The organism is Bradyrhizobium sp. 45 (assembly GCF_023073155.1).
Classification (GTDB): domain Bacteria; phylum Pseudomonadota; class Alphaproteobacteria; order Rhizobiales; family Xanthobacteraceae; genus Bradyrhizobium; species Bradyrhizobium canariense_D.
This window is the reverse complement of sequence record NZ_JADPIX010000143.1, coordinates 165,329-179,121: the sequence shown is the minus strand read 5'-3', so window position 1 is coordinate 179,121 and position 13,793 is coordinate 165,329. Positions and strand designations below refer to the sequence as shown.

The 13,793-nt window shown below is 64.6% G+C and carries 11 protein-coding genes; 5 read left to right on the top strand and 6 right to left on the bottom strand.

Going from position 1 to position 13,793, the window contains the following annotated elements:
* Positions 1 to 68: 68 nt before the first annotated feature.
* Genes IVB42_RS33385 through IVB42_RS33375 form a run of 3 tightly spaced genes read right to left on the bottom strand, consistent with a single transcriptional unit; the run spans position 69 to position 2,220 of the window.
* A complete protein-coding gene (locus tag IVB42_RS33385) occupies positions 69 to 446 on the bottom strand; it encodes a DUF6285 domain-containing protein (protein WP_247394141.1) in 378 nt (125 codons plus the stop codon).
* Between the two features lie 2 nt (positions 447 to 448).
* Positions 449 to 1,435, bottom strand: a complete 987-nt coding sequence (locus tag IVB42_RS33380; protein ID WP_247394144.1) for a phosphotransferase family protein — start codon at positions 1,433 to 1,435, stop codon at positions 449 to 451.
* The gene (locus tag IVB42_RS33375) at positions 1,432 to 2,220 is read right to left on the bottom strand and encodes an enoyl-CoA hydratase/isomerase (RefSeq protein ID WP_085352185.1); all 789 of its coding nucleotides are present in this window, start codon (positions 2,218 to 2,220) and stop codon (positions 1,432 to 1,434) included. Before IVB42_RS33375 ends, IVB42_RS33380 begins: the two co-directional genes overlap by 4 nt.
* A 164-nt stretch (positions 2,221 to 2,384) precedes the next feature.
* On the opposite strand from IVB42_RS33375, the gene IVB42_RS33370 reads away from it, so the two are divergent.
* From IVB42_RS33370 to IVB42_RS33360, 3 genes are all read left to right on the top strand, one after another.
* Entirely contained in the window at positions 2,385 to 3,164 is a 780-nt protein-coding gene (locus IVB42_RS33370) for an SDR family oxidoreductase (protein WP_247471863.1), read from the top strand.
* 25 nt (positions 3,165 to 3,189) lie between these two features.
* Positions 3,190 to 3,570 carry a VOC family protein gene (locus IVB42_RS33365; RefSeq protein WP_007593712.1) on the top strand — a complete coding sequence of 127 codons (381 nt, stop codon included), beginning with the start codon at positions 3,190 to 3,192 and terminating at the stop codon, positions 3,568 to 3,570.
* A 273-nt stretch (positions 3,571 to 3,843) separates the two neighbouring features.
* Positions 3,844 to 5,121 (top strand): acyl-CoA dehydrogenase family protein, encoded by a 1,278-nt coding sequence (locus IVB42_RS33360; RefSeq protein WP_247394212.1) that lies wholly within the window; start codon positions 3,844 to 3,846, stop codon positions 5,119 to 5,121.
* A gap of 51 nt (positions 5,122 to 5,172) precedes the next feature.
* On the opposite strand, the gene yghU is transcribed toward IVB42_RS33360, so the two are convergent.
* Positions 5,173 to 6,054, bottom strand: coding sequence for a glutathione-dependent disulfide-bond oxidoreductase (gene yghU / locus IVB42_RS33355; protein WP_247394215.1), 882 nt, complete (start codon positions 6,052 to 6,054; stop codon positions 5,173 to 5,175).
* Between the two features lie 303 nt (positions 6,055 to 6,357).
* On the opposite strand from yghU, the gene IVB42_RS33350 reads away from it, so the two are divergent.
* On the top strand, positions 6,358 to 7,488 hold the full coding sequence (locus tag IVB42_RS33350; RefSeq protein ID WP_247394217.1) for a nitronate monooxygenase: 1,131 nt from the start codon (positions 6,358 to 6,360) through the stop codon (positions 7,486 to 7,488).
* A 118-nt stretch (positions 7,489 to 7,606) separates the two neighbouring features.
* Positions 7,607 to 9,124 (top strand): acetyl-CoA acetyltransferase, encoded by a 1,518-nt coding sequence (locus tag IVB42_RS33345; RefSeq protein ID WP_247394219.1) that lies wholly within the window; start codon positions 7,607 to 7,609, stop codon positions 9,122 to 9,124.
* A gap of 108 nt (positions 9,125 to 9,232) precedes the next feature.
* Here IVB42_RS33345 and IVB42_RS33340 read toward each other — a convergent pair whose 3' ends face one another.
* Complete coding sequence (locus IVB42_RS33340) at positions 9,233 to 10,435, bottom strand: efflux RND transporter periplasmic adaptor subunit (protein WP_247363463.1); 1,203 nt, start codon at positions 10,433 to 10,435, stop codon at positions 9,233 to 9,235.
* Positions 10,422 to 13,601 carry an efflux RND transporter permease subunit gene (locus IVB42_RS33335; RefSeq protein ID WP_204510633.1) on the bottom strand — a complete coding sequence of 1,060 codons (3,180 nt, stop codon included), beginning with the start codon at positions 13,599 to 13,601 and terminating at the stop codon, positions 10,422 to 10,424. Before IVB42_RS33335 ends, IVB42_RS33340 begins: the two co-directional genes overlap by 14 nt.
* Between the last annotated feature and the right edge of the window lie 192 nt (positions 13,602 to 13,793).

Sequence of the window (13,793 nt, the reverse complement as noted above, 5' to 3'; positions counted from 1 at the left end):
CAATGCCGCCTCTGGAATACTGGATCGCCCGCCTTCGCGGGCGATGACAGCAGAGAGTGTAGTACCGCCTACCCGCTTCGCGAGAGTTCGCGTTTGTACGACGCGTAATTCGGCTGGTCCACCGCAAGCTTGTCCATGGTCGTTTGCCACAGATGCTCGGCAAGGCCGGGCCTCGCTAGATCGACCTCGCCCTTGGCGATGCGCTCGGCCAGCGTGCGGTTGAGATCGGTCACCGAGCCGTCCATGCCGAGCAGAGCACGCAGCCGCTCCACCTCCGCGGCGTCGCTCCCCTCCTCCCGCGTCAACTGCCTTGTCACGAGATCGAGGATGTTGATGGCCACGCGCAGCTTGAAGGCCTGGTGGCCGGAGATCAGCGGCGCGATGTCGTTGCGGAGGAAATCGGCGACCGACTTCGTCAGCTCGATCGGGGTCGGCTCGTCCTGCATGGTCAACTCCCCCGCGGCGCCAGCAGCCGCAACAGATCGATCTCGGTCTCGGAAGCGCGACGGCCGATCATGGCGCGTTCCATCGAATGGTCCGGACTTTCGCGAAAGCGCTGCATCATGCCGCCGCACATGATGCCCCAGCGCAGCGTGCCCATCACTTCCCAGAATTTGACACGCGATGGATCGACCTTCCGCCCAGCCGCCTCATAGCCGGCGAACAGCTCCTCACGCGAGCCAAAGCCGCCGACCGGCTTGTCGATCTCGCCAAAGCGCCAGGAGTTGACGCAAACCCAGCCGAGATCCTCCATGGGATCGCCGAGATGGGCGAGCTCCCAGTCCAGCACCGCGCGCACGCCGTCGGCGCCAATGATGAGATTGCCGTTGCGGAAATCGCCATGCACCAGCGTCGTCTCGGCCGAAGGGCCCGGATCGTGGTCGCGGAGCCAGCGCAGCGCCAGCTCGAAGACGGGTTTGGGCCAGTCCAGGCTGCGATAATCGCGTCCGAACTCAGAGATCTCCTCCGTCGCGGACCGGCTGCGCAGCTCGGGCAATTTGTCCCGCGGTAGCCCGTGCAGCTTCGCGAGCACGCCGCCGATCTGCCGTGCGAGACGCGGCCGCGCCGCCGCAAACTCGTCGTCGCGCAGAATCTTGCGCGCGATGGTTTCGCCCTCGACCCGCTGCATGATGAAGCCGGTGCCGAGATCGTCGTCCGGCGGGAGCACATGCATCACGCGCGGCGACGGCACGCCGGCCTCATAGGCAAGCTGCATCAGCTGCGCTTCCGCGCCGAGACCTGCCGCGCGCGTCGGCGCCGCGCCATACCCCTTCGGCGAGCGGCGCAGGATCGCACCGATCGGCCCGTCGGGATGCACGATGTCGAAGCGCCAGGTCTCCTGGCTGGCGCCGCCGGACAGCTTGGCCGCGCCGGTCACGCCGGCGGCCCCCTCGCACCAGCGCGCAACGCTGCGGGAAAGCTCAGCCTCGATCATTTGCCCTTGAACTGCGCCGGACGCTTCTCCAGGAAGGCGCCAACACCTTCGCGGAAATCATCCGTGTCGCCGGCACGGAGCTGGCACTGAAATTCGAGATTGAGCTGATCCTCGAAGGAATTCTCGGGGCTGTCCCAGTACAGCTTGCGGATCAGCGACAGCGCGACCGTCGGGCCGCTGGCGAGGTCGCGCGCAAGCTTCATCGCCTCCTCCATCAGCACGCCGTCATCATAGACGCGGTTGACGAGGCCCCATTCCAGCGCCTTCTCGGCCGGGAGCCGCTCGCCCATCAACGACAATTCGATCGAGCGTGCCTTGCCGATCAGCCGCGGCAAGAGCCAGGTCGAGCCGCAATCCGGCACCAGACCGATGCGGCGGAACGCTTGCAGGAAATAGGACGAGCGCGCGCACAGGATCATGTCGCCGAGCAGCGCGAAGCTCATGCCGGCGCCGGCCGCCGGGCCGTTGACCGCGGTCACGATCGGGCAATGCAGATTGCGAATGCGGCGCAGGAAGGGATGGAAGCCGGTCTCGAGCGTCAGGCCGGCCTTGGTCTTCTTCGACTGGTTGTTGCGGCCCTGGAGATTCGCCCCGGTGCAGAACGCCCGCCCTGCGCCCGTCAGCACCACGCAGCGCACCTCGTCCTTCTTCTCCTCGATCGTGTCGAGCGCTTCTGAGAGACCGCCCAGCATGTCCACGGAGACCGCGTTCATCACCTCCTGATGGTCGAGCTTGAGGATCGCGACCGAACCATCGAGATCGAGCGTGACGTGTTTGAACTGCATGGTTTCCTCGTGAGTTGCGGCCTGTGCCAGTTTCGCAGACCGGAATTGATTTGCCGGGGCGCATATTTGATTTTTGGCGCGGTCTTGTCCATGGTGATCGGAGCCTAGCAAGCAATCTTGCGCGCAGCGGCTGATGCGCACGAAGCAAAAACAGGAAACGCGCCATGAACCTTTTCGACCTTTCGGGACGCGTCGCCGTGATCACCGGCGGCAATGGCGGCATCGGGCTCGGCATCGCGCAGGCGCTCGCCGGCCAGGGCTGCAACGTCTCGATCTGGGGCCGCAATGCTGACAAGAACAAGGCTGCTGCCGCGAGCCTGGCGGGTCTATCAGGCAAGGTCGACGCGCGGGTCTGCGACGTCACCGACGCGGCCTCGGTCGATGCCGCGATGAAGGCCACGCTCGACCTGTTCGGCAGGGTCGACGGCTGCTTCGCCAATGCCGGCATCGGCGGCGGCGGCCGGCGCTCCTTCATCGAACGCACCGAAGAGGAATGGCGCAGGATGTTTGCGACCAATCTCGACGGCGTGTTCCACGCCTTCCAGGCCGCCGCAAAGCACATGACCCAGCGCGCCGAGGCCGGCGATCCCTTCGGCCGGCTGGTGGCGACTTCGAGCCTCGCCTCGATCTTCGGCACCGCGCGCAACGAGCACTATGCCGCGACCAAGGCCGCGATCAACGCGCTGGTGCGTGCGCTCGGCGTCGAGCTGGCGCGTCACGGCGTCACCGCGAACGCGATCCTGCCGGGCTGGATCAAGAGCGACATGACCTCGGGCCTGATGGCCAACGAGAAAATCGTCGCCAACGTGATGCCGCGAATTCCGGTGCGGCGCTTCGGCGAGGCCAGCGACTTCGGCGGCATCGCGGTGTATCTGATGAGCAAGGCCTCGTCGTACCACACGGCGGATACGTTCGTGATCGACGGCGGTTATACGGCGTTTTGATTTTCATAATGAGGGGAACGGGCACATGTTTTCACACGTCATGATCGGCACCAACGACCTCGACAAGGCCAAGGCCTTCTACGACAATTTGCTGTCCACGCTCGAGGTGCGGCCGGCGCGGGTCGACGGCCATCGCATCTTCTACATTACCAAGACCGGCGTGTTCTCGGTCACAAAGCCGATCAACGGCGAAGCGGCGACGCCTGCGAATGGCGGCACCATCGGCTTTGCCGCCAACTCGCCGGAACAGGTCAATGCATGGCATACGGCCGGCATCGCCGCCGGCGGCGTTCCTTGCGAAGATCCTCCTGGTATCCGTCAAGGCCCGGGCGTCAACCTCTATATTGCCTATTTGCGTGACCTCGACGGCAACAAGATCTGCGCGATGCACCGGATGGCAAGCTAGGCCGGCCGCAACCACCGCTGTCATGCCCCGGCTTGGCCGGGGCATCCAGTACGCCGCAGCTTCTCGATAGATCACATACGCCTCGGAGTACTGGATCGCCCGATCAAGTCGGGCGATGACAGCGAGAATGCCGCCCATTCAAACAACATTTCAAACGTCCGCGATATTCCATCGCATGGCATGGCTCGCGTTGAAAAAAATGCGCGCTCGCACTTTGGCGACGCTGCGACTATTCTCCGGCGCAACGCGATCTCAGCGACCCCGGGAGGAACAATGACAAAACACACCTATATTCCCCGCACCACCAACTACGCCCTCAATCCCGGCGACGAGCTCAACGACCTCAGGATGTCGGACCAGGTCCGGCCGCTCTACGATCACGTCAGGAAGTTCATCCGCGACACCGTCGAGCCGATGTCGACCGAATTCGCCAAGGCCGGCGAAGGCAAAGAGGATCGCTGGAGCTTCACGCCGAAGCAGCTCGAGGTGCTGGAGAAGGCCAAAAACAAGGCCAAGCAGGAAGGCCTCTGGAACTTCTTCCTGCCCGACGACGAGACCGGCCAGGGCCTGAAGAATCTCGACTACGCCTATATCGCATCCGAGCTCGGCAAGAGCCCACTGGCATCGGAGAGCATGAACTGCTCGGCGCCTGATACCGGCAACATGGAGGTGCTGGAGCGCGTCGGCACCAAGGAGCAGAAGGAGAAGTGGCTGAAGCCGCTGATGAACGGCGAGATCCGCTCCGCCTATGTCATGACCGAGCCGAACGTCGCCTCCTCCGATGCCAAGAACATCTCGACGAGCGCAAAGCTCGTTGGCGACGAATGGGTCATCAACGGCGAGAAGTATTACATCTCCGGTGTAGGCGATCCCCGCTGCAAGATCCTCATCGTAATGGTGAAGACCAATCCGGACGCGGCGCCGAGCAAGCAGCAGTCGCAGATTCTGGTGCCGCGCGACACGCCCGGCGTCGAGGTGCTCGGTCCCATGTACGTGTTCGGCCAGGACCACGCGCCGCGCGGCCACATGCACATGCGCTTCAACAACGTGCGCGTGCCCAAGGAGAACATTCTGCTCGGCGAAGGCCGCGGCTTCGAGATCTCGCAGCTTCGGCTAGGCCCGGGCCGCATCCATCACTGCATGCGCACTATCGGCAAGGCCGAGAAGGCGCTCGATTTGATGGTGCAGCGTGGCCTCACCCGCGAAGCCTTCGGCAAGAAGATCGCCCATCTCGGCGGCAATATGCAGATCATCGCGCAGGCGCGCTGCGAGATCGAGGCGATGCGGCTGATGGTGCTGAAGGCCGCCAAGGCCATGGACGTGCTCGGCAACAAGGAGGCCCGCGTCTGGGTCTCCATGGTTAAGGCCATGGTGCCAGAGCGCGCCTGCAAGATCATCGACCAGTCGATCCAGATGCACGGCGCCACCGGTATCTCGCACTGGACCCCGCTCGCCGAAATGTACCAGGACGTCCGCCATCTCCGTTTCGCGGACGGCCCGGACGAGGTGCATTGGATGGTGGTGGGACGCCACGAGCTGAGCATGGCGTGAGGTCCTTCTTCCCCCTCTCCCCACTTGCGGGGAGAAGGTTGGGATGAAGGACTACGACGCGGCCACCTCGCCGATCTTGTCCTGCGTCTTGGTCTCGAAATCGCTGGCGTCATGCCGCTCGTGAAGCTGGCTGGCGGGATCTCCGGAGACACGGTTGACCATGCGGCCGCGCTTGACGGCCGGGCGCTTGGCGATCTGGTCGGTCCAGCGCTGCACGTGCTTGTAGTCCTGCACGGACAGGAATTCGCCGGCGCCGTAGACCAGCCCCTTGGCGAGCGCGCCGTACCAGGGCCACACCGCCATGTCGGCGATGGTGTATTCGCTGCCGGCGAGATATTCGTTGTCGGCGAGCCGGCGGTCGAGCACGTCGAGCTGGCGCTTGGTTTCCATCGCGAAACGGTCGATGGCATATTCGATCTTGGTCGGCGCGTAAGCGTAGAAATGGCCGAAGCCGCCGCCGAGATAGGGCGCGCTGCCCATCTGCCAGAACAGCCACGACATCGCTTCAGTGCGGCTCTTGATGTCCTTCGGCAGGAAGGCGCCGAACTTTTCGGCGAGGTAGAACAGGATAGAGCCGGACTCGAACACCCGGATCGGCTCCGGGCCGGAGCGGTCCATCAGCGCCGGGATCTTGGAATTCGGATTGATGTCGACAAAGCCGCTGCCGAACTGGTCGCCGTTACCGATTCTGATCAGCCAAGCGTCGTATTCCGCGCCCTTGTGGCCGAGCGCCAGAAGCTCCTCCAGCATCACGGTGACCTTGACGCCGTTCGGCGTCGCCAGCGAATAGAGCTGGAAGGGATGCTTGCCGACCGGCAGCTCCTTGTCATGGGTGGGACCGGCGACCGGGCGGTTGATGCTGGCGAACTGTCCGCCGTTCTCCTTGTTCCAGGTCCAGACCTTGGGCGGCACGTAGGCGGGGGTGTCGGTCATGCGAGGGCTCCGGCAAAAAGATGCGTCTGCATTAATTAGCCCGCGGACGGCGGATGGCAAGCCCTGCCGGCCCTGCGTCCGGCGCGGGCCTCGCGACCGCGTCATGCGTCCGACGTTGCCGAGGACGGCCATCACGAGAAGCCGCATCTGTCGAGCCGGGCGTACGGCTTCGCGCAACACGGCGTGTGCACGCAAGATGCGCCGCCAAATCCGGATTGGCATAGCGCAAGACGATGGTCTAGCGTCGATGAGCCTTCGCTCAAGATTGCGACAACAGCAACGCGAGGCCGCCGGGAGAGAACGATGAAATCGCCGATCTGCGACATGCTGGGCATCGATTTCCCGCTGCTCGCCTTCAGCCATTGCCGCGATGTCGTCGCGGCTGTCAGCCGCGCCGGTGGGTTTGGCGTGTTAGGTGCGACCGTGCACACGCCGGATACGCTCGAACGCGAGCTGAGATGGATCGACAAGCACGTTGACGGCAAGCCTTACGGCGTCGACGTGCTGATCCCCGAAAACATCTCGACTGCGGGCGAGAAGGACGTCACCTGGAAGAGCCTTGAGGCGCGCGTGCCACAGGAGCACCGCAACTACACGCGCAATCTCCTGAAGAAATACGACATCGAACTCACGACCACCGAGGTCGCCGACAACCAGCCGCAGCCGTTCGATGGCAGGACCGCGCTGGAGCTGCTGGAGGTCTCGTTCAACCACCCGATCCGCCTGATCGCCAATGCGCTCGGCGTGCCGCCGAAGGCCATGATCGAGATGGGCAGGAAGCACGGCGTGCCGGTCGCGGCCCTGGTCGGCGCCAAGGAGCACGCGCTGCGCCAGGTCGCGGCCGGCGTCGATATCCTCGTGGTCCAGGGCACCGAAGCTGGCGGCCATTGCGGCGAGGTCTCGACCATGGTGCTGGTGCCCGAGGTGATCAAGGCGATCAAGAATATCCGCGACGTGCCGGTGCTGGCGGCCGGCGGCATCATGACGGGACGACAGATGGCGGCCTGCATGGCGATGGGTGCCGCGGGCGCCTGGACCGGCTCGGTGTGGCTTGCGACCGTCGAGTCCGAGACCACGGAGATCTTTCGCGAGAAGATGATCGCGGCATCGTCGCGCGATGCGGTGCGCTCTAAGGGCCGCACTGGAAAGCCGGCACGGCAACTTCGTTCGGTCTGGACCGACGCCTGGGACCGCGCAGCCGAGAGCCCCGGCGCATTGCCGATGCCGCTGCAAAGTATCGTCAGCCGCGACGCCTTCAACTCGATCGACCGCGCCGCGGCGGGCGGCAACGCCAAGGCGCGCGATCTCGTGAGTTACTTCGTCGGCCAGGGCGTCGGGCTGATCGACAGCGTGAAGTCGGCCGGTGCGGTGGTGCAGGAGTTCAAGGAAGAGTTTGCCGAAGCCGTCGAGCACATGAATGCGCTGGTGGCGTAGTGATTGCCACACACCGTCATTGCGAGCGCAGCGAAGCAATCCAGACTACCATCGCGGAAAGACCCTGATTGCTTCGCTACGCGCGCAATGACAAAAAACTGACATCGTGAATTGAAGCATGACAGATAAGAAGCATATCCCCGAAGACCGCATCCCCGTCATCGTCGGCGTCGGCGAGATCGTCGACCGTCCCAAGGAGGTCACCGATGGCCTCGAGCCGCTCGACCTGCTCGAACAGGCGCTGCGGCGCGCGGAAGCAGATGCCGGCGCAAAGCTGCTCGACGAGGTGCAATCGCTCGATATCGTCAACTTCCTGAGCTGGCGCTATCGCGATCCGGAGCAGCTGCTGGCGCAACGGCTCGGCATCACGCCTTCGCATTGCTATTACGGCCCGGTCGGCGGCGAGAGCCCGATCCGCTACATCCACGAGGCAGCAAAGCGCATTGCGCGCGGCGAATGCAGCGTCGCCGCGGTTTGCGGCGCGGAGGCACAGTCGACGGCGACCAAGGCGGAGCGCGCCGGGGCAAAGCTGCCATGGACCCCGTTCGCCCATGACGTCGAGGAGCCGAAGCGCGGCGCGGCGTTCCAGAAGCCGCTGGCCGTGAAGCTCGGCGTGTTCCGCCCCGTCACCGTCTATCCGTTCTACGAAGCGGCATCGTCCGCCCATTGGGGACAGACGCCGCGCGAGGCGATGGCAGAGTCGGGTACACTATGGTCACGCTATTCCGAGGCCGCCGCGCAGAATCCCAACGCCTGGCTGAAGCGGCGCTATACGCCTGACGAAATCACGACGCCCACCGCGGACAACCGTCTCATCGCGTGGCCTTACAACAAGCTCATGGTTGCCAACCCGAGCGTCAACATGGGCGGCGCGCTGCTGCTGACCAGCCTCGCCAAAGCGCGTGCGGCCGGCATCGCCGATGACAGACTGGTCTATCCGCTTGGCGGCGCCTCGGCCGAGGAACCGCGCGACTATCTCTTGCGCGACCAGTTTTACGAGAGCCATCCGCAGAACGCCGTTTTGAAGGCCGTGATGGATCTCGCCGGCGGCGACGGCAGGAAGTTCGACGCGATCGAGCTCTATAGCTGTTTCCCGTGCGTGCCCAAGATGGCGCGGCGGACGCTGGGCCTAGGCGCGGACGTGCAGCCGACCGTGACTGGCGGCCTCACCTTCTTCGGCGCGCCGCTCAACACCTACATGACCCATGCGGCCTGCGCGATGGTGCGGCGTGTGCGCGACGGCGCAAAGCTCGGCCTGCTCTACGGCCAGGGCGGCTTCGTCACCAAGCATCATGCGCTGGTGGTGTCGAAGGCGCCGCCGCGTGAAGCATTGGCACAGGAGACCAGCGTGCAGGCGGCGGCGGACAGCAACAAGCGCGCGGTGCCGGAGTTCGTCACGGATGTCTCAGGCAGGGGCAAGGTGGAGAGCTTTACGGTGCTCTACGGCCGCGGCGGCGAGGTCGAGCATGGCGTGGTGATGCTGCGGACGGAAAACGATAGGCGCACGCTGGCGCAGATTCCCGCGAGCGATGCGGCAACGCTGGCGCATCTGCTCGACATGGATCGCACGCCGGTGGGTTCGCTCGGCGAGATCACGATGACGGTAGATGGCGTGCCGGAATGGAGGGTGGCGTAGCTCTCGTAGGGTGGGCAAAGGCGCTCTTGCGCCGTGCCCACCAATCTTTTTTAGGATCGCAGAGAGATGGTGGGCACGCTTCGCTTTGCCCACCCTACGAAACCGAGGCTACCCCTTCGGCGCCTGCTTCTCCGACGCCGTCGCGGGCTTGCCCTTGGCGCCGGCGCCGGTCACGCGGACCTGGTCGCCGTCGGAGAGGCCGTCCGGTGGTGCCGTGATGACGCGGTCATCCGCTGCAATTCCCGAGGCGAGCTCGATCTCCTTGCCAAGATCGCGGGCGATGGTCACGGGCTTGAACAGGACCTTGTCGTCCGGACCGACGGTTGCGACGCGCAGGCCGCTGCCGTTGAAGATCAGCGCACTGGCGGGAATGCTGAGCGGCGCGGCGTCGCGCTGCAGGCTGAGCTTCACGCTAGCATAGCCGCCGGGCATCAGCTCGCCTGAGGAATTGTCGAGACCGAGCTGCATGCGCGTCGTGCCGGAGGCGACGTCAACCGCCTGCGAGGAGGCCTCCACCGTCGCCTGGAAGGTCCGGTTCGGATACTCCGGCAGCACGATGGCGGCCTTGGCGCCGATCTTGATCGCGGGCACGTAGTTCTGGGGCACGTTGATGTAGACGCGCAGCTTGGTGATGTCGGAGACCACGAACATTGCCGGGCCCGAGCCGCCGCCTGAATTGATCAGCGCACCGACGTCGGTGTCGCGCGCCGTGACCACACCGTCAAACGGAGCGGTGATCTTCTTGTAACCGGCCAGCGCTTCGAGGCGCTCGACGTTGGCCTGGCCCGAGCGAACCGCCGCGTTCTTGTTGGAGAGATCGGCGGTACGCTCGTCGATCTCCTGCGCGGAGACGAAGTTGGAGGCGACCAGCGTCTTGCGGCGGTTGAGGGTGGCTTCCGACAGCCTGGCGCTGGACTGCTGGCTGGCGAGGTCGGCGCGGGCCTGAAGCAGTTGCTGGTCGAGGTCGGGCGCCTCGATCTCGGCGATCACCTGACCGGCCTTCACCCGCGCACCGATGTCAGCGCTCCAGCTTTTGAGATAGCCGGGAACACGGGCAAAGATCGGCGCGCGATAATAGGCTTCGAGACGGCCCGGCAAGTCGATGGTCGCATTGAGAGCCTTGGCATTAGGCAGCGTCACCGCGACGCTGGGAACAGCCTGATCATCGGTCCATGCCTTCAATTTGGAGCCCTGCTCCTCGCGGGCGCGGATGCCGGTGCCCACGACCAAGCCGGCCGCGATTAGCGCCACCACGCCGAAAATGCCCAGTTTCCGGTGCGACACCGGGGAGCGGGGTTCAGTGGGCGACATGCGGGGGCTCCAGGGAGGCGGCGCCTTTGGCGCCTTGCTTCTTGTGTACCATACTGAACACCACGGGAACGAACATCAGCGTGGCGAAGGTTGCAAAGATCAGGCCGCCGATCACGGCACGGCCGAGCGGCGCATTCTGCTCGCCGCCCTCGCCGAGCCCCAGCGCCATGGGCGCCATGCCGATGATCATGGCGAGCGCGGTCATCAGCACCGGGCGGAACCGGACGAAGCCGGCTTCGAGCGCCGCGGCGATGGGATCGCCGAGCTCTTCGTAGCGCTCGCGGGCGAACGAGATCACGAGCACGCTGTTGGCGGTGGCAACGCCCATGCACATGATCGCGCCGGTCAGCGCCGGCACCGACAGCGTCGTCTCGGTGGCGAACAGCATCCAGACGATCCCGGCGAGTGCTGCGGGCAACGCCGTGATGATCACGAAGGGATCGGACCAGGACTGGAAGTTCACGACGATCAGGAAATAGATCAGGACGACCGCGCCGAGCAGGCCGAACAACAAGCCGGTGAAGGCGCTGTTCATGGTCTGCACCTGGCCGAGCAGCACCACGGAAGAGCCTTTCGGCACCTCCTTGGCGGTGTCGGCGATCACCTGGCGGATGTCGGTCGCGACCGCACCGAGATCGCGGCCCGAGGTCGTGGCGAAGATCTGCACCATCGACTGGATGTCGTATTGCGAGACCACCGCGCTCGAAGTCGATCGCTTGATATCGGCGATGCCGCCGAGGATCGGCGACTGCGAATTGCCGGCCGCCGTGATCGGCAACGTCTGAAGCGCGCTGAGCGAATCCATCTGGTATTGCGGCGTCTGCATCACGATCGAATAGGATACGCCGTTGTCCGGATTGAGGTAGTAGGTCGGCGCCACCTGCGAGGAGCCGGCAAGGTTGACCACGAGACTGTTGGTGACGTCACGCTCGGTCAGCCCGACATACTGCGCGCGGGTGCGGTCGACATCGATATTGAAGGTCGGATTGTTCGGTGACTGCTGGATGCGCGCATCGGCGACGCCGGGAATCCTGCGAACCTTGGCCAGCAGATTGTTGGCATAAACGAAGTTGGCGCTGATATTGGCGCCGCGGATCTGCAGGTCGATCGGCGCCGGCGCGCCGAAGTTCAGGATCTGGCTGACGATGTCGGCCGGCAGGAAGGCAAAGCTGACGCCGGGGAACAGCCGCGGCAATTGCTCACGCAGCACGCGCACATGCTCTTCGGTCGGCTTGTGGCCTTCCTTCAGCTTGATCTGGATGTCGCCATCCTGCGGGCCGATCACGCCGGTGTTGTTGTAGGTCATGTTGATGCCGGAGATCGGCATGCCGATGTTGTCGGTCAGCGTTTCGATCTCACCCGGGATCAGCTTGCGGATCGCCTTCTGCACGTCGGCGAGCTGGTTCGCTGTCTCCTCGACGCGGGTGCCGACCTGGGTGCGGACGTGCATCAGGATGTTGCCGGCATCGACCGCGGGGAAGAAGTTGCGTCCGAGGAACGGGACCAGCGCGAAGGACGCGCCGACCACGCAGAGGAAGCCGATCACGAACACCGGACGGTGCGCGAGCGCGAGCCCGAGGAAATTGTGGTAGCCGCCGCGAATGCGCTCGAAGCGAGCCTCGAAACCGCGCTGGAACCAGACCAGTGGATTGCGCGACTTCGGCGGACCGTTCTCGTGATGGACATGCGCCTGCAATAAATAGTTCGCCATGGTCGGCACCAGCGTGCGCGACAGCAGGAACGACCAGATCATCGCGAACATTACCGCTTCCGCCATCGGCACGAACAGGAAGCGCGCCACGCCGGTGAGGAAGAACATCGGCACGAACACGATGCAGATGCAGAGCAGCGAGACGAAGGCCGGCGTCACGATCTGGTTGGCGCCGTCGAGGATCGACTGCTCAACCGGCTTGCCCTGCTCCAGATGGTAGTTGATGTTCTCGATCGTGACCGTGGCATCGTCGACGAGGATGCCGACCGCGAGCGCCAGGCCGCCGAGCGTCATGATGTTCAGCGTCTCCCCGATCGCCGACAGCATAATGATGGCGCCGAGCACCGAGAGCGGGATCGAGACCGCAATGATCACAGTCGAGCGCCAGCTGCCGAGGAACAGCAGGATCATGACGCTGGTGAGCAGCGCCGCGATCACGCCCTCGAACGCGACGCCTTCGATGGCGCCGCGGACGAACACCGACTGATCGCCGATGAAGCCGATCTTGAGCGCGTCCGGCAGCTGGTCCTTGACGTCGATCACCTTCTGCTTGATGCCCGCGATGATGTCGAGCGTCGAGGTCGCGCCCGCCTTCAGCACCATCATCAGCACCGAGCGGTTGCCGTCGACATGGACGATGTTGGTCTGCGGCGGGTTGCCGTCCCTGACGGTCGCGACGTCGCGCACATAGACCATCGCGCCGTTGACGGTCTTGATCGGCAGATTGCCGAGCTCCTCGATCTTCAGCGGCGAGTTGTTGAGCTGGATGATGTATTCGAACTGCCCGATCTTCTGGGTGCCGACCGGCGTGATCAGGTTCTGGGCCGCGAGCGCGTTGGCGACGTCCTGGCCGGACAGGCCGCGGGCCTGGAGCGCGGTCGGGTCGAGGTCGATCTGGACCTGGCGCTGCTTGCCGCCGAACGGGTACGGGATCGCGGCGCCGGGCACGGTGACCAACGGCGTACGGAGCTGGTTGATGCCGATATCGGCGAGGTTCTGCTCGGTGAGGCCATCGCCCGAGAGCGCCACCTGGACGATCGGCACGGTGGAGGCGGAGTAGTTCAGGATCAGAGGGGGCGTCGCGCCCGGCGGCATCTGCTTGATCAGCGTCTGCGAGATCGCGGTGACCTGCGCGTTGGCGGTGCGGATGTCGACGTTCGGCTGGAAGAAGATCTTGATGATGCCAAAGCCATTATAGGAATTGGCGGTGATGTGCTCGATGTCGTTGACCGTTGTCGTCAGCGCGCGCTGGAACGGCGTGGTGATGCGGCCCGACATCTGATCGGGCGGCAGGCCGGTGTATTGCCAGACCACGCCGATCACAGGGATGCGGATGTCCGGGAAGATGTCGGTCGGCGTCCGCAGCGCCGCCAGCGGTCCGATGATCAGGAGCAGGAGCGCGAGCACGACAAACGTGTAGGGCCGGCTCAGGGCAATACGGACCAGAGCAATCATTCGTTGGGCAATTCCAGATCAGGGACAGGAAACACCGCCCCCGCGGGTTCCTCGGCTGATTTACCTGAAGACCGCCCAAATGGCCAACGGCACTGCGTCACGAGCGGTCAATTCCCTGCTATCGCACTGCGAAATAGCATTCCAGATATGCACCTCGCGCCCCGAAAGATGACAGATGCCGCGGTCCATCCA

What these genes read in the sequence shown, in the direction of transcription:
- IVB42_RS33385 (WP_247394141.1), bottom strand. Translation starts at nt 446, where the DNA reads ATGCAGGACGAGCCGACCCCGATCGAGCTGACGAAGTCGGTCGCCGAT.
- IVB42_RS33380 (WP_247394144.1), bottom strand. Translation starts at nt 1,435, where the DNA reads ATGATCGAGGCTGAGCTTTCCCGCAGCGTTGCGCGCTGGTGCGAGGGG.
- IVB42_RS33375 (WP_085352185.1), bottom strand. Translation starts at nt 2,220, where the DNA reads ATGCAGTTCAAACACGTCACGCTCGATCTCGATGGTTCGGTCGCGATC.
- IVB42_RS33370 (WP_247471863.1), top strand. Translation starts at nt 2,385, where the DNA reads ATGAACCTTTTCGACCTTTCGGGACGCGTCGCCGTGATCACCGGCGGC.
- IVB42_RS33365 (WP_007593712.1), top strand. Translation starts at nt 3,190, where the DNA reads ATGTTTTCACACGTCATGATCGGCACCAACGACCTCGACAAGGCCAAG.
- IVB42_RS33360 (WP_247394212.1), top strand. Translation starts at nt 3,844, where the DNA reads ATGACAAAACACACCTATATTCCCCGCACCACCAACTACGCCCTCAAT.
- yghU (WP_247394215.1), bottom strand. Translation starts at nt 6,054, where the DNA reads ATGACCGACACCCCCGCCTACGTGCCGCCCAAGGTCTGGACCTGGAAC.
- IVB42_RS33350 (WP_247394217.1), top strand. Translation starts at nt 6,358, where the DNA reads ATGAAATCGCCGATCTGCGACATGCTGGGCATCGATTTCCCGCTGCTC.
- IVB42_RS33345 (WP_247394219.1), top strand. Translation starts at nt 7,607, where the DNA reads ATGACAGATAAGAAGCATATCCCCGAAGACCGCATCCCCGTCATCGTC.
- IVB42_RS33340 (WP_247363463.1), bottom strand. Translation starts at nt 10,435, where the DNA reads ATGTCGCCCACTGAACCCCGCTCCCCGGTGTCGCACCGGAAACTGGGC.
- IVB42_RS33335 (WP_204510633.1), bottom strand. Translation starts at nt 13,601, where the DNA reads ATGATTGCTCTGGTCCGTATTGCCCTGAGCCGGCCCTACACGTTTGTC.